This is a genomic window from Acinetobacter sp. YH12086, assembly GCF_013419345.1.
Classification (GTDB): Bacteria; Pseudomonadota; Gammaproteobacteria; order Pseudomonadales; family Moraxellaceae; genus Acinetobacter; species Acinetobacter amyesii.
In genome coordinates this window covers 260,149-275,284 of the sequence record NZ_VPAF01000004.1, presented here as the reverse complement: position 1 = coordinate 275,284, position 15,136 = coordinate 260,149, and the positions used below count along the sequence as shown (strand labels likewise).

17 protein-coding genes are annotated in these 15,136 nt (G+C 42.0%); 7 read left to right on the top strand and 10 right to left on the bottom strand.

Going from position 1 to position 15,136, the window contains the following annotated elements:
• Positions 1-17: 17 nt before the first annotated feature.
• Together FTU29_RS07220 and ubiG are read right to left on the bottom strand one after the other, a co-directional pair.
• Positions 18-716, bottom strand: coding sequence for an HAD family hydrolase (locus FTU29_RS07220; RefSeq protein ID WP_078193272.1), 699 nt, complete (start codon positions 714-716; stop codon positions 18-20).
• Entirely contained in the window at positions 716-1,426 is a 711-nt protein-coding gene (gene ubiG / locus FTU29_RS07215; RefSeq protein WP_078190637.1) for a bifunctional 2-polyprenyl-6-hydroxyphenol methylase/3-demethylubiquinol 3-O-methyltransferase UbiG, read from the bottom strand. Before ubiG ends, FTU29_RS07220 begins: the two co-directional genes overlap by 1 nt.
• Before the next feature lie 182 nt (positions 1,427-1,608).
• On the opposite strand from ubiG, the gene FTU29_RS07210 reads away from it, so the two are divergent.
• Entirely contained in the window at positions 1,609-2,226 is a 618-nt protein-coding gene (locus tag FTU29_RS07210; RefSeq protein ID WP_078193271.1) for a thiol:disulfide interchange protein DsbA/DsbL, read from the top strand.
• 60 nt (positions 2,227-2,286) lie between these two features.
• Here the strand turns inward: FTU29_RS07210 and FTU29_RS07205 are convergent, their stop codons facing one another.
• On the bottom strand, positions 2,287-2,964 hold the full coding sequence (locus FTU29_RS07205; RefSeq protein WP_180121129.1) for a TetR family transcriptional regulator: 678 nt from the start codon (positions 2,962-2,964) through the stop codon (positions 2,287-2,289).
• A gap of 176 nt (positions 2,965-3,140) precedes the next feature.
• Between FTU29_RS07205 and rph the strand changes: the two genes are divergently transcribed.
• Entirely contained in the window at positions 3,141-3,857 is a 717-nt protein-coding gene (rph, locus tag FTU29_RS07200; RefSeq protein WP_111885099.1) for a ribonuclease PH, read from the top strand.
• A gap of 150 nt (positions 3,858-4,007) precedes the next feature.
• Entirely contained in the window at positions 4,008-4,247 is a 240-nt protein-coding gene (locus FTU29_RS07195; protein WP_180121127.1) for a hypothetical protein, read from the top strand.
• Positions 4,248-4,319: 72 nt separating this feature from the next.
• On the opposite strand, the gene nadC is transcribed toward FTU29_RS07195, so the two are convergent.
• Positions 4,320-5,165, bottom strand: coding sequence for a carboxylating nicotinate-nucleotide diphosphorylase (gene nadC / locus FTU29_RS07190; protein ID WP_180121126.1), 846 nt, complete (start codon positions 5,163-5,165; stop codon positions 4,320-4,322).
• Between the two features lie 198 nt (positions 5,166-5,363).
• Here nadC and ampD point away from each other — a divergent pair, with 198 nt between their 5' ends.
• Both ampD and murJ read left to right on the top strand, forming a co-directional pair.
• On the top strand, positions 5,364-5,936 hold the full coding sequence (gene ampD, locus FTU29_RS07185; RefSeq protein ID WP_180121124.1) for a 1,6-anhydro-N-acetylmuramyl-L-alanine amidase AmpD: 573 nt from the start codon (positions 5,364-5,366) through the stop codon (positions 5,934-5,936).
• Between the two features lie 86 nt (positions 5,937-6,022).
• Positions 6,023-7,564, top strand: coding sequence for a murein biosynthesis integral membrane protein MurJ (murJ, locus tag FTU29_RS07180; RefSeq protein ID WP_180121122.1), 1,542 nt, complete (start codon positions 6,023-6,025; stop codon positions 7,562-7,564).
• Positions 7,565-7,729: 165 nt separating this feature from the next.
• Here murJ and FTU29_RS07175 read toward each other — a convergent pair whose 3' ends face one another.
• Positions 7,730-7,888, bottom strand: coding sequence for a DUF1328 domain-containing protein (locus tag FTU29_RS07175; RefSeq protein ID WP_005006601.1), 159 nt, complete (start codon positions 7,886-7,888; stop codon positions 7,730-7,732).
• 167 nt (positions 7,889-8,055) lie between these two features.
• Here FTU29_RS07175 and FTU29_RS07170 point away from each other — a divergent pair, with 167 nt between their 5' ends.
• Positions 8,056-8,508, top strand: coding sequence for a YcgN family cysteine cluster protein (locus FTU29_RS07170; RefSeq protein ID WP_180121168.1), 453 nt, complete (start codon positions 8,056-8,058; stop codon positions 8,506-8,508).
• 27 nt (positions 8,509-8,535) lie between these two features.
• On the opposite strand, the gene FTU29_RS07165 is transcribed toward FTU29_RS07170, so the two are convergent.
• Together FTU29_RS07165 and FTU29_RS07160 are read right to left on the bottom strand one after the other, a co-directional pair.
• A complete protein-coding gene (locus tag FTU29_RS07165) occupies positions 8,536-9,012 on the bottom strand; it encodes a DUF523 domain-containing protein (RefSeq protein WP_180121120.1) in 477 nt (158 codons plus the stop codon).
• Positions 9,013-9,032: 20 nt separating this feature from the next.
• Positions 9,033-10,829 carry an EAL domain-containing protein gene (locus FTU29_RS07160; protein WP_180121118.1) on the bottom strand — a complete coding sequence of 599 codons (1,797 nt, stop codon included), beginning with the start codon at positions 10,827-10,829 and terminating at the stop codon, positions 9,033-9,035.
• Positions 10,830-11,081: 252 nt separating this feature from the next.
• On the opposite strand from FTU29_RS07160, the gene FTU29_RS07155 reads away from it, so the two are divergent.
• On the top strand, positions 11,082-12,350 hold the full coding sequence (locus tag FTU29_RS07155) for a replication-associated recombination protein A (RefSeq protein ID WP_180121116.1): 1,269 nt from the start codon (positions 11,082-11,084) through the stop codon (positions 12,348-12,350).
• Positions 12,351-12,688: 338 nt separating this feature from the next.
• Here the strand turns inward: FTU29_RS07155 and purC are convergent, their stop codons facing one another.
• From purC to dapA, 3 genes are read right to left on the bottom strand one after another with little or no spacing between them, the layout of a single operon-like run.
• Positions 12,689-13,408, bottom strand: coding sequence for a phosphoribosylaminoimidazolesuccinocarboxamide synthase (gene purC / locus FTU29_RS07150; RefSeq protein ID WP_078190626.1), 720 nt, complete (start codon positions 13,406-13,408; stop codon positions 12,689-12,691).
• A 36-nt stretch (positions 13,409-13,444) separates the two neighbouring features.
• Entirely contained in the window at positions 13,445-14,050 is a 606-nt protein-coding gene (locus tag FTU29_RS07145; protein ID WP_078193263.1) for a lipoprotein-34 precursor (NlpB), read from the bottom strand.
• Positions 14,051-14,065: 15 nt separating this feature from the next.
• On the bottom strand, positions 14,066-14,965 hold the full coding sequence (gene dapA / locus FTU29_RS07140) for a 4-hydroxy-tetrahydrodipicolinate synthase (RefSeq protein ID WP_180121114.1): 900 nt from the start codon (positions 14,963-14,965) through the stop codon (positions 14,066-14,068).
• Between the last annotated feature and the right edge of the window lie 171 nt (positions 14,966-15,136).

The following is a 15,136-nucleotide window of genomic DNA, read 5'->3' as shown; positions in this document are numbered from 1 at the left end:
TGTGTTGTGTTCTATCGTTATAAAGTCGCAGTGTTTAGCGTTTTCGGTTTGATGACCAAATCATGAATGACTTCATGCAATTCAGCAACAGTCTTCACTATACAATCTGCATGCCAAGCTGTTAAGTCATCTTTGTGTTGTAAAGGTAAATAGCCATAAGCCGCAAGAATTGTGTACATCTGCGCATTACGACCGGCATCGATATCACGTGGATGATCACCGACATAGATACAGTCTTGAGCATCTAGATGAATGTGCTTGGCTGCTAAATACATCGGCTCTGGGTCTGGCTTGGTTTTACTGACATCATCTGGGCAAACCAATACCGAGCAGCGCTCAGTCAAATTCAACGCTTTGAGCAACGCTTCACTGAGTGAACGCGGCTTATTGGTGACAATGCCCCACGGAATTTGATGTTGTTCTAACTCTGCGAGTAGTGGATACATGCCTTCAAACAGATCGGTATCAACTGCAATATCAGCACCATACAGATCTAGAAAGCGTTGACGATGTGCCAGAAAGACAGGATCTTCAACGTCTAACTCTGGATAGACCAGTTTGACCATCGCCCGCGCGCCTTCAGATACTTGTACACGAATGTCTTCTGCACTGACCACCGCAATGCCTTTGTCACGGCACATGTCTTGGATAATACGAATAAAATCAGCCGCGGTGTCAATCAGTGTACCGTCAAGATCAAAGAGTACAGCTTTCATTAGGCTTCTTTCACCGTATGAACCATGTAGTTAACATCCACATTCGGTGCGAGCCAATAGCGTTTGGTGATCGGGTTATAATGTAAACCTGTCATATCTTTGAGTTTTAACTCGGCTTGACGAATATCATGAGCTAATTCTGAAGGTTTAATAAACTTTGAATAATCATGAGTGCCTTTCGCCAACATGCGTAAAACATATTCCGCACCAATAATCGCAAACAAATAGGCTTTAGGATTACGGTTAATGGTCGAGAAGAATACATGACCACCCGGTTTTACCAGTTTTTGACACGCTAAAATAATTGATGCTGGATCAGGTACATGTTCGAGCATTTCCATACAGGTAACGACGTCATATTGACCTGCTTGTTCTTCTGCCAATTGCTCTACAGGCACTTGGCGATATTCAATATTTTGCACATTTTCTTGTTCGGCATGTAGGCGTGCAACATTTAATGGCGCTTCGCCCATGTCGATACCCAATACTTGCGCGCCACGACGTGCCATGCTTTCAGCTAAAATACCGCCGCCACAGCCTACATCTAATACTTTCTTGCCAGTGATACCATTTGAATGCTCATCAATCCAGTTCAAACGCAGGGGATTAATCATGTGCAAAGGGCGGAACTCAGAATGCTGATCCCACCATATGGCTGCGAAAGCTTCAAATTTGGCAATTTCTTGTGGATCAACATTCAATTGCGACATCGGTTGCACCTCAATCAAGTCTTTATATTTTAGAAAAAAGTTTATGGGAGTTAGTGTAGCGCGTCCTGAAAAAAAAGCGATAAAAGCCTTAAAAAAGTTCACAGAATGAAAACGAAATCGACAGATTTGATTTATAGTGTTGCCATAAACTAATCATAATGATTTTGAGGACGATAAGTTCAATGAAAAAATTCCTTTTAGGCACGATTACAACAGCTATTTTGGCTTTTTCCGGCAGTGCGATGGCAGCACAATTTGTCGCGGGGACTGATTACACGGTTATTCCAAAACCGATTAAAGTCGAACGTCCGGGTAAAATCGAAGTCCGTGAGTTCTTTTGGTATGGCTGCCCACATTGTTTTACATTAGAACCGCATATGCAAACGTGGTTAAAGCAATTGCCTAAAGATGTACGTTTTGTCCGTACACCTGCAGCAATGAATCCACTTTGGGAACAAGGCGCGCGTGCTTACTATGCATCGGAAGCACTGGGTGTTCGTCAAAAAGCACATTTACAATTGTTCCATGACATTCATGTGGGTCAAAAAAATATCTTAGAACAAGGCGCATTTGCTAAGTTCTACACCCGTTATGGTGTTCCTGAAGCGAAATTTAACAGCACATTTAAATCATTTGCTGTGTCTTCAAAAATTGCTCAAGCGAAAAACTTAGCGGCTCAATATCAATTGAGCGGCGTGCCTGCGATTACCGTCAATGGTAAATACATCGTACAAGGTGAAGATGCACGTACTGTTGAAATCGTGAAATTCCTTGTTGATAAAGAACGCAAAGCGAAATAACAGATGTCATAAAAAAGCCGCACTCGATGCGGCTTTTTTTATGACGGTACATTTTGCGTTTTATGGCGATAAATTTTGTGGATCAGAGATTTGAGCCAAAGATCGATCCCAATGCAAGATGCCACGAAATAAGAGCTGAACTTGAGTCTGAGCTTGGCGGCGAAATTGTTTTAGCGCATCCGTACGTTGTGGAAGGTCAATATGTCGATGTAAGTCAATCCATTGCATTGCCCAACTTAAGGCCAATTCAAACAAAATTTGTCCCAATACTTTTAGGTCTTGTTCGGATTGAATATGTTGAGTCGCTTCAACTTGAGCCAGTGCATGGGCCAAATCGGTACTGAGAAAATTAAACTCACGTGTAATGGCTTGTCTTAAGGAAGCTGAACCACCCCAACGCTCTGCAATGAGAAACATCCATGCCTCAGGAAATTGCTCAACGGCATGAAATAAATAATCCAGACTTTGTCGTGTGCGTGCATCTGGTGCTTGAAAGCATTGCTGACTCAGTTGATTGAGGACATTCCGAAGGTGCAGGGCCATTTGGTCGACTAGTTCCAAACCGAGTTCGTCCATGTCTTGAAAATGGCGATAAAACGCAGCAGGAACCAAGCCGACATGACGGGAAATTTCGCGTAAGCTCAGACTGCTAAAAGAACGGCCTGTGGTACTCAATGCAAGCGCTGCATCAAGTATGGCTTTACGACTTTGTTGCTTACGTTCTTCCCGTATCGACATGCAATTCGTCCTGAATTTTGCGTGGCTTCAGTCTAACAAATTTCCTGATGACGTACGACGGGCCTATCAAAACTTGGTTGAATGGATTTTGTAAATGCACACGAATGCGTCCCGAATCTGGCTGTACCTTCTGTTATAATGTGCCGCAATCAATTTTGTCAGATTAAGGACTCATCATGCGTATCGACCAACGAGCATTAGATCAATTACGTGAAGTAAAAATTACCCGTAACTACACACGTTATGCGGAAGGTTCTGTATTGGTTGAATTTGGTCATACAAAAGTTCTTTGTACTGCAAGTGTCGACAACTCAGTGCCACGTTTCCTTAAAGGGAAAGGTCAAGGCTGGGTAACTGCGGAATACGGCATGCTTCCACGTTCTACACATACCCGTAGTGACCGTGAAGCAGCACGTGGTAAACAAAGTGGCCGTACACAAGAAATCCAACGTCTGATTGGTCGTAGCTTACGTGCCATGGTTGATTTGAAAAAATTGGGTGAAAATACAATTAGCATCGACTGTGATGTGATTCAAGCAGATGGCGGTACACGCACAGCATCGATCACAGGTGCAGCAGTTGCCTTGGTCGATGCGATGAATGTCTTGCTTGAAAATAAAAAAATCAAACAAGATCCGCTTAAAGGCTTAGTTGCAGCAGTTTCTGTAGGTATGTATCAAGATGAAGCATTACTTGATCTTTGCTATGAAGAAGATTCGAACTGCCAAACTGACTTAAATGTGGTCATGACACAAGCAGGTGAGTTCATTGAACTTCAAGGCACAGCTGAAGACAAACCATTTACGCGTGCACAGTGTAATGAAATGCTTGAATTGGCTGAAAAAGGCATTCAAGAATTGATCAAAAAACAACAAGAAGCTTTAGGCTGGTAAGTTGTTTGATTCAGTTTAAACTGAATAAAGAGCGCATCTTCGGATGCGTTTTTTTATGCGCTGAATATAGAAAATCCAACAAGAATCGGCTATTAAGTAGCGTGTCTTTGACTCAAATTAATAGGATCAGAATGCTTTGAAGGACTAAAAATGAAAAATTGGATGATGTATTTTTCTTTATTCAGCGTATTTTTGATCAGTGGTTGTGATTTTTTGGGGAATCAGGATCAAGAGCGTGAAGGTGGTCGTTTTTCTGAACAAAGTGAAAACTCAAAAGATCAGGACGATGATCAAGATGAGCGCGAGCAGCATGAAGACGATGCGGAGCATGAAAAGGACTCTGAACATGAAGATCAACGAGGTGCAAAACAACAGCAAGATGATGATTAAGTCATGCTAGAGGTTAAGCAGAAAAAAGGGTGCGACAGCACCCTTTATTTATGTTTAGAGTAAGCCTAGAGCTTAGGCATTAAAGCGCATCGATAAATCAATCGCTGTGACATCTTTGGTAAGCACACCCATCGAGATATAATCGACCCCTGTCGTTGCCACTTCACGTAAGTTTGCAATGGTGATATTGCCTGAGGCTTCAAGTTTGCAGCGACCATTCACATGTTTGACGGCATCAATCATTTGTTGCTGACTAAAGTTATCCAACATCACAATATCCGCACCTGCTTCTAACGCTTGGTTGAGTTCATCCCAAGTTTCTACTTCCACTTCAACGGGTTTACCCGGAGCAATGGTATGCGCTTTAGCAATAGCTTGGCTAATGCCACCAGCAGCCATGATGTGGTTTTCTTTAATCAAAAAGGCATCAAATAAACCTAAGCGATGGTTTTGACCACCTCCGACAGCAACTGCATATTTTTGTGCAATACGTAGGCCTGGTAAGGTTTTACGGGTATCGAGTAAACGAGTATTCAAACCTTCAAGCTGCTGGACATAGGCAGCAGTTTTAGTCGCTACTGCAGATAATGTTTGTATAAAATTTAAGGCTGGACGCTCAACCGTGAGTAAACTACGCGCAGAACCTGCGAGTTTTAAAAAGGCTTCGCCTGCGGCAACACGGTCACCGTCATTTTTTAACCATGTGACTTGTACACTTGCATCAAAAGTTTGAATGAGCGCATTGACCCACGGTTGCCCTGCTAGCACCATATCTTCACGACTAATAATTGTTGCGGTCGCTTGTTCATCTTCTGGAGTTAAAAGGGCAGTGATATCGCCTTCGCCAATATCTTCTTGTAGTGCGTGTTGAATATTGATTTGGATAGATTGTTCAAGCAAAGATTGCGATATGCTCATAAGAAATTCCGTATCTTTTTAACCCGAGAAAATGTGCGCGTTATATTAGCATTGTTCCTTAAAAATGAGCGATTTTTAACTCCTTTCACAGACTTGAATTGAGATTTCAATGTGAAAGTTTTAGCATTAAACCTTTCAAGTAGGGCTCGGCGTTTTGATCTGCAGCATTGCAGGCCGGCTTAGACACAGGATTTTTTTATGTCACAAGCAACAACATTTCAGGTGCAGGATGGGCAACTTATCGGTGCACGGCAAGTTCCATCACCGAACTTTAATCAGCGTCCCGCAGATACTGAAATTCAGCTTGTGGTGATTCACAATATTAGCTTGCCACCTTCTCAGTTCGGCGGTGGTTATATCGAACAATTTTTCCAAAATCAGTTGGATTGGTCGAAACATCCTTATTTTCAAACTATTGAAGGGATGCAAGTATCGACACATTTATTGATCCTGCGCACAGGCGAAGTTCTACAGTTTGTCAATTTTAATGATCGAGCTTGGCATGCAGGTCGCTCAACCTATTTAGCACAAAAAGAATGCAATGATTATTCGATAGGCATCGAACTCGAAGGAAGTGATGATTTACCTTTTGAAGCTGCACAATATGCCGTGCTGACCGAGGTCGTGGCGTGTTTACAACAGGCTTATCCTAAAATTCAACAACATATTGCAGGGCATTCAGATATTGCACCGGGACGTAAAACTGATCCAGGTCCATTTTTTGAGTGGAACACTTTTCGTCAACAGCTGCATCATTTTAAAAACAAATAAACAATACATACTGCGTTTAATAAACCAATGAAATTCCTTGACGAGTTTCATTACAATAGGCGCACTTTCAAAAGTGAGAAATACCGATGGCGCTTTGGCGTTCGACAGTTATTGTCAGTGCAATGACTATGTTGTCCCGTGTATTGGGACTGGTACGGGATATTGTCCTGTTAAATGTATTTGGTGCAGGTAAAGACTTCGATACCTTCGTGGTTGCCTTTCGTATTCCTAACTTTTTTAGGCGCTTATTCGCAGAAGGGGCATTTTCACAAGCCTTTATTCCTGTATTGACTGAATATAAAACCAGTCGAACCCATGCCGAAGTCCAGATTCTGATTAGCCGTGTTTTTGGCTGTTTAGGTCTGGTGATGACTAGTTTGACCTTCGTTGCAATGGTGGCGGCACCCGCGATTATTTATATCTATGCACCGGGTTTCCATGGTGATGCAGACAAATTTGCGTTAGCTACCGATATGTTCCGCCTAACGATTCCTTACTTATTGTTTATGTCCTTAACGGCATTTGCCAGCAGTATTTTGAACAGTTATGGCTCATTCAGTACACCTGCGTTCGCTCCAGTGTTACTCAATGTCGCGATGATTGCCGGTGCGCTGTGGTTAACCCCTTATATGGCCGAGCCAATTATGGCTTTGGGTTGGTCTGTTGTCGCGGCAGGCTTCTTGCAATTGGCGATTCAGATTCCTGAGCTATGGCGTAAAAAATTACTGATTCCACCGAAAGTCGATTTCAAACATGAAGGTGTTGATCGCATCATGAAGTTGATGCTGCCAGCGCTGTTTGGTGTCTCAGTGACGCAGATCAACCTACTGTTGAACACCATTTGGGCGTCTTTCATGCAAGATGGTTCAGTGTCATGGCTGTATAGTGCTGAACGTATGACCGAGCTGCCTTTAGGTTTGATTGGGGTAGCTATTGGTACCGTGATTTTACCGTCATTGTCTGCACGCCACGCTGAACAAGATCAGGACAAATTCCGCCGTATGATTGATTGGGCAGCTAAGGTCATTATCTTGGTGGGTGTGCCTGCCAGTATTGCGCTTTTCATGCTCTCTACACCTATTATTCAGGCCTTATTTGAACGTGGTCAATTTAGCTTTGAAGATACACAGATGACCGCATTGGCATTGCAATGTATGAGTGCCGGTGTGATTTCATTCATGCTCATTAAAGTGTTTGCACCAGGGTTTTATGCGCAACAAGATACCAAAACTCCAGTACGTGTAGGTTTAATGGCGGTCGCAGCCAATGCCATTCTTAATGTGGTGTTTATTGGATTCTTTAAACTGATTGATTGGCATGCTGAGCATATGGCCTTGGCATTGGCATCCTCTGGTTCCGCATTAGTGAATGCAGGGATGCTGTATTTTTATTTACATAAGCGCAATATTTTCCGTTTTGGGGCGCATTGGAAAAAATTGGTGATTCAGTTTGCGATTGCCAATGCTGTGATGATTGCTGCACTGTGGTACGGCTTAACATGGTACAACGGTGATGTGTCTGCGTGGATGCGTGTCGCGGAAGTGATCATCTTATGTGTGATTGGTGTTGCTGCTTATGGTATCGCCTTAATTGCAACAGGCTTTAGACCACGTCATTTAAAACCATAAAGCTAGAACCATACAACGTAGTAAGTTTACGTGGATGTAAAAAAATAAGAGCTCATAGGCTCTTATTTTTTTCATTGACACTCAAGATGATAAAAACGTACGTTTCTTATCCATGAGTCTAAGGGGGGGGTAATTTGTAGTTTAAAACGACATACAATCCGTCGCCTAAACTTTTCCTCGAGAGAGGAAACCAACAATTGCAAGGATAACTGCAATAACCAAAAGAATAACAGCAAAGTCTTTGGATAAGCCTGCCACACCACCAAAACCTAGCAGACTCGCAATCAATGCAATTACAGCGAAAATAATAGCCCAGCGGAACATAGTTTTATCTCCATGTGATTTTTTATTCTGTATGCCCATTATAAGAGGCTAAAAAAACCTACTATGTAGTCTTTTGTTTATTTAATGTTCAATATTCGGTAACTTAAACAAAGAATTAATGTGCAGGTTCAGTTAATATGCCTGCCACCTTTGTTGCGAGCGAGAAGATGACCGATACTCTACGCCCACATTTTTGGAAAAAGCATGCTTTGACTGAACTCACCCATTTGGAGTGGGAGTCACTCTGTGATGGTTGCGGACTTTGCTGTTTAATTAAGCTTGAAGATGAAGATACTCATGAGGTTGCCTACACCAAAGTGGCATGCAAACTTTTAGATTGTGAAAAGGCATCTTGCTCCGATTATCCAAATCGTCAATCACATGTTCCAGACTGTATACAGCTGACGCCACATCAGATTCACCAATTTCATTGGCTACCACCGAGCTGTGCTTATCGTAGAATTTCTGAAGGTAAAGATTTACCACGTTGGCATTATCTAGTGACGGGAAATCGTGACAGTATTTTGAAGGCACGAAAGTCTGCCGCAGGGCGTTGCATCAGTGAAGAAGACGTCAACCCTGACGATATTGAAGATTATATTGTACGTTGGGTACGCTAAAGGACACAGATACGCTCTATCTTGGATCTAGAGTTGATCTTGTATCATAGCCAGAAAGTCTTGTTCTGACAGAACCTGAAAACCGTGCTGTTTGAGGAGTGCTGTGGTTACTCCATAGCCTTCAATTTTCGTACGGGTAAAGCTACCGTCATAAATATAATGGCTGCCGCAAGACGGGCTGCGATCTTTCAAGACAACAACATCAACTTTGTGTAATTGTGCCAATTCTAACATTCGTTGAGCACCTGCAATAAATTCAGCACTAACGTCTGTCCCCAAAACATCTTTAACTTGAGCTGTACCATTGAGCACATCAGTGGCTTGACCATTTTGAATTTCTGCAGGAAAACGTGGACAGCTCAGGCCGCCCATCATTTCTGGGCAGGCCGTAATGACTTGGTGAGTCTGCATCAGGTGGCAAATCGCTTGTTGTGTATTTGATTTGGCATCATAACGAACGGGTTGGCCTGCCAGACAGGCACTGACTAAATACTTCAGTGTCATCGTGTCTTGCTCCACAAGTTTTAGTGACTCAAAAGTTCCATCGCATGGTCATAACTGAGCGGACGATAAAAGTAAAAACCTTGTCCAGTATGACAATTACATTCTTTTAAGGTATCGACCTGTTCCGGTTTCTCTATACCTTCGACTAATATATTCAGGGAAACACTCGCACCAATTTGTGTAATCGCTTTGACAATGGCAAGTGCTGAACAGTCGGTATGCATGCGTTCCACAAAATTACGGTCTATCTTAATACAGTCGACAGGGTAATTACTCAAACGTGTTAATGATGAATGACCTGTACCAAAATCATCTAGAGAAATGTGTATGCCATGCTCTTTTAATAAATGGAGAGCGCGAATCACATAATTTGAGCCACGTTCTGACAGGCTTTGCTCGGTAATTTCGACCTCAATAATGTCTGGTGAGATACCAAACTGCTTTAAGCGATTCAGTAATTTTTCCGCATAATCATCACGTAAAAATTCGACAGGTGCAGCATTTATTGAAATCGGTAGCGGTTGCAGTCCAAGTTCAATCCATTTTTGAATATCTTGAAAGATTTTAATTTGCATTGTTTCACTAATGCGTGAAGCCAATTCATAATCTTGAAATGCAGCAAAAATTTGAGAAGGTAATTGTAATTGTTGGTCTTTATCATACCAACGTAACAACGCTTCAAAGCCGATAACTTGACTGTCAGACAGACGAACTTTGGGTTGATAAAACGGAATAATTTGATTGGACTTAATCAAGCTGCGTGCAAGCGTTAATTGGCGAGTAGTATTTTCAAGGGTTTTGAACATAGTATGGTTGAACATTCGTACACCACCACGACCACTGCTTTTTAAATCATTTAGCGCAATATCAGCACATTTAAGTAAATTGGAGGTATTTTGTGCATCGCGAGGGTAGATCGCACAGCCAATACTCATACCAATATTGATACTTTGCCCATTATAGAAAATGGGCATGTCCATTTGCTGACAGGCGATGCTGGCAAAATTCTGTAATTGTTGTTGCGATTTTAAATTTGGAATAGAAATGGCAAATTCATCGCCACCTAAACGTGAAACTACAATATTTGTATCAAAACATTGCTGAAAACGCTGCCCAAGGGTATGCAGTAAATGGTCTCCTGCACTATGACCTAAGGTGTCGTTAATATGCTTAAAATAATCTAGATCGATTAATAACAAACCCAGTTGTTGCTGATGTTCTCGCGCCACTTTTAATTGGCTTTTAAATACTCGACTAAACGCACGGCGGTTTAATAAACCTGTTAAATCATCTTGTTCAATGATGCGTTGAAGTTTATTTTCTGCAAGTCGCTGTATCGTAATATCACGAGATACACAGAGGATTTCTTTGACTTGGCCATATTCGTTGAATACTGGGCTGAGCATATTATCCCAATAAGCCAAGGGTTCATCTGCTACTTGGCTCATGCCGACAAAGCGAGATATTTTGCCTTCTTTGGCTTCGGCAAAAGCATTCAAACACGCGTCACGGACTTCTTCAGGCAGTAATTTATGCCAAGACATACCAAACTCAGTTTTATTTGGAGATACGCCGAGAGCTAAACATCCCGCGCGGTTCATATGCAGAACATGACCGTCTAGACTTAATAATTTTATACAGTCGACACTGGCATCTAACATTTGATTACGACTATTCAGTTTTTCTCGTAATTCAGCGCATTGATTATCTTGTAATTGTATATTCTTGGCTTGGGGCATTTTTTGAAATAAATTTATAGGTAGATCAATGCCTTGTTGAACTTGAACGATTCGCTTTTGCTTTGTTGATTGCTTCATACAATCTGTCCAATTGGGTCAGGCAAGTCTAAAATGGGATATCTTGCCGATGATACTTTAATTTGATCAATAAGGGCTAGGATGTCTTGTTACATTATAGTTAACATTCGCCTAAGCTTTTTTACATGCAAGATACTTAAATAACGACATTAAACCACCCTCCTAAATTGAATACCGAATAAAGCAAAGATTCTGCCAAGGCAGTGTTAGAATAGAAAAAACGTCCCCAATTGCCGGAAACGAAATAATAAGATGTCAGACAGCCAAATTCCTCTTCCTGAACGCATGCGTCCTCATGATTTATCTCAAATTATTGGACAAGATCACCTTCTGGGTGAAGATGCACCGTTACGCCAGATGATTGACCAAGGGCATTTGCCATCGATTATTTTTTGGGGACCTCCGGGTGTAGGTAAAACCACGATTGCATTGTTGCTGGCGCAGGCTGTTGACCGACCATTTATTAGTTTATCTGCGCTCAATACTGGGGTGAAAGAGTTACGTGAAATCATCGCCGATGGTGGAGATTTATTGACACCTGTGGTGTTTATTGATGAAATTCATCGTTTTAATAAGTCACAACAAGATGCATTACTGAATGCAGTTGAAAAGGGCAAAATTACCCTGATTGGTGCAACCACAGAAAACCCTTCATTTGAAGTTAATAATGCCTTATTGTCCCGTTGTCAGGTGTATACCTTAAATGCTCTGGATAATGACGCAATTCAGTGCTTATTGGATCAAGCCATTCAGCAAGATTCGTTTTTAAAAGAGCGTTATATTCAAATCGAAGAATATGAAGCTTTATTTCAATTTGCCGCAGGTGACGCTCGTAAAGCATTAAATCTTTTAGATTTAATCGCCAGTACGTTTGAGCCAGACTTAGAGAATATCATTAACAATGCGGTGGTAGTCAAAGTTGCGCAGCAAAATATTGCACGCTATGACAAATCGGGCGAACAGCATTATGATCTAGTTTCGGCTTTTATTAAGTCGATTCGAGGCAGTGATCCAGATGCCGCTTTGTATTGGATGGCTCGAATGCTCAAAGGTGGTGAAGATCCGGTCTTTATTGCCCGTCGTATGTTGATTGCGGCATCTGAAGATATTGGCAACTCAAATCCAAATGCTTTACTGTTGGCTGGAGAATGTTTCCGATCTGTGCAGGCAATTGGTATGCCTGAATGTCGAATCATTTTGGGGCAATGTGCGGTGTATTTGGCAACCAGTGCTAAAAGTAACAGTACTTATTTGGCCATCAACAAAGCCTTAGATTTGGCAGAAAAAACCTCGAATCTACCTGTGCCACTACATTTGAGAAATGCACCAACCAAATTGATGAAAGAGCAAGGCTATGGCGTGGACTATTTATATCCACATAATTATCCTGAGCATTTTGTCATGCAGGATTATATGCCGCCTGAACTGAAAGGCACTAAGCTGTATGAGTCTGCACGTAATAAACGTGAAGTTGAAGGTGAGCGTTTGCAGCAACGACGTTGGATGCAACAACAGCAGTAATAATTTGAATGATCATAATGGGAAGGCGCTTCGGCGCCCTTTTTTATGTCTATTTCATGCAAAAAAAAGCCCAACTCAAGGCGAGCTGGGCTGAAAAAATAGGATGTCTTTGGGGAGATACATCCTAGAGGGTAGATGGAAAATCTGGTCGGCATACACATTGGAAACTTATAGATCCTAGTGCTGCCTGGTATGTAGCTATCTTAGTGTGAACGTGGGTAAATGTGAAACAGAGGATTTTTATGGTTAACATTTGTTTTTTCGATCATGGATTAATCGAGTAATATTTCATTAAAAAACCGAGCTAAAGAGCTCGGTTTTTATAATCGATAGACGATTTAGATATCAGAAAGGTCGATACCTAAACGTGCAGCAACTTCTTCATAAGCTTCAACTACACCGCCTAAACCTTGACGGAAACGGTCTTTGTCGAGTTTTTTCTTAGTGTCTTTGTCCCATAGACGGCAGCCGTCTGGAGAGAATTCGTCACCTAGTACGATACGGTCGTGGAACACGCCAAATTCAAGTTTAAAGTCAACAAGCAGCATGTTACCTGCATCGAATAGACCTTTAAGTACTTCGTTTACTTTATAAGTCAATTCTTTCATTTGAGCGAGTTGTTCTGCAGTCGCCCAACCTAATGCAATCGCTTGTGATTCATTCACCATTGGGTCGCCTAACGCATCGTCTTTGAAGAACAATTCGAAAGTTGGCGGAGTAAGTTCTTTACCTTCTTCAACGCCTAAACGACGGCAAAGTGAACCTGCTGCATAGTTACGAATTACGCACTCTACAGGAACCATGGTTAATTTTTTCACTAAAACTTCAGTTGGAGAAAGAAGTTTTTCGAAATGAGTTTCGATACCAGCCGCAGCCAATTTTTCCATGATAAAGGCGTTAAAACGGTTGTTCACCTTACCTTTGCGATCCAGTTGTTCAATTTTTTCACCGTTGAATGCAGAAGCATCGTCACGGAAAACTAGGATGAGGTGGTCAGAACTATCTGTTTCATAAACAGATTTCGCTTTACCAGTATAGAGCAAGGTTTGTTTTAACATGAGGGAACCTTTTTCGAGAAAAAATGCCTAGTACGACTAGGCTGGCCAATTTTGGTAAATCTGAGCTAACAGATCTGCAGCTTTTTCTTTGTCTGCAAAACTGTTATCGGCATTGAACACAGCGATGTTATTGCTTGAACCTACAGAAGAAAGTCTTAAGACATAGGTCTGCTGATCGACCTTGACGGTTACTTCGTAACGGTTTTTGCTCTGACCAACAATGGTATGGTTAAGGCTGCTGAGGGTAGCAAGTGTGTATTGCCAAATTGTAGCAGAATTTCCTTCAACTTTGATCAGTGGATTTTGATTTCCATCCACCAATAGTTGAGGGCGGCTAATATTTGTACTGTCTGTTGAGGAATCTGCAACGACATTATTTTTTTCCGCGGCTGGACGCGGAAGGGCATAGCGATTGCCGCGCTTATTTTCAAGCTTTGGTGCATGCTCAATTGCTAGTGGGTCAACTGATGGAGCAGGATACAAAGGCGTTGCAGGACGAACCATTGACCCTTCAGGGTATTTCAGCGGTTCAACATCTGTGGTTTGTTTATAGTCCAGTGTGCCATTATTAAAGGCAAGTGAACTACAACCGGCTAATGTAAATACTGAAAGTGCCAGGCTAAGTCCTAAACGTAATTGCATGATGTTTGCTCTTCTTTATTTGATAACGCCCGCAGTGATGAGTGCTTCACGAAGCGGAGTACGATATTGTTCTGCAAGGGGTGTTAATGGTAAGCGAATGCCTGTTTCAATCAGGTTCATCTCATGAAGTGCCCATTTCACAGGAATTGGGTTCGATTCGCAAAATAAAATTTGATGTAAATTTGCAACAGTATTGTTTTGTTGCTCGGCTTGGACTGCGTCACCCGCCAAAGCGCTTGCACACACTTCGCTCATTTCTTTTGGCGCCACGTTCGCAGTAACCGAAATGTTGCCTTTAGCACCTATACCCATTAACTGATAAGCCGTTGCATCATCACCTGAGTACACCACCATATCTTTGCCTTTAAGGCCTTCAATGAGTTCTTGACCACGAGGAACATCGCCAGTGGCATCTTTAATGCCCACGATTTGTGGAATATCAGCAAGACGGATCACGGTGTCGTTGTGCATGTCTACACCGGTTCTGCCAGGTACATTGTACAAAATTTGAGGTAAATCAACAGCTTCAGCAATCGCTTTGTAGTGTTGATACAGGCCTTCTTGGGTAGGTTTGTTATAGTATGGTGTAACTAATAATGCCGCATCTGCACCTAATTCTTTGGCTTCTTTGGTGAGTTCAATTGCTTCGTGGGTTGAGTTTGCACCTGTGCCGGCAATAATTGGAATGCGTTTGTTCGCCACACGGATGATTTCTTTGATCACCTGAGTGTGTTCGGCCATGCTCAAGGTAGAAGCTTCACCTGTAGTCCCTACAGCAACAATACTGTTAGTGCCTTGCTTTATATGCCACTCAACCAGCTTCTCGAGGCTCTTCCAATCTACGCTGCCATCTTCAAACATTGGGGTGACGATTGCGACAATTGAACCTTGAATGGTCTGAGCTTGCTGAGTCATTTTGAAAAGCTATCCTATTTGTCCATCCGACAAGATGAAATATTGATTTCTGGATGGTTTCGAATTTTGATTTGTAGCATGTTCATTGGGCTATACCCAAATTGAATAATGCTTACGCAAATTATGACTGATCAAACGCATAAGAACAATATGCTTTGGTCAAAGCCATAA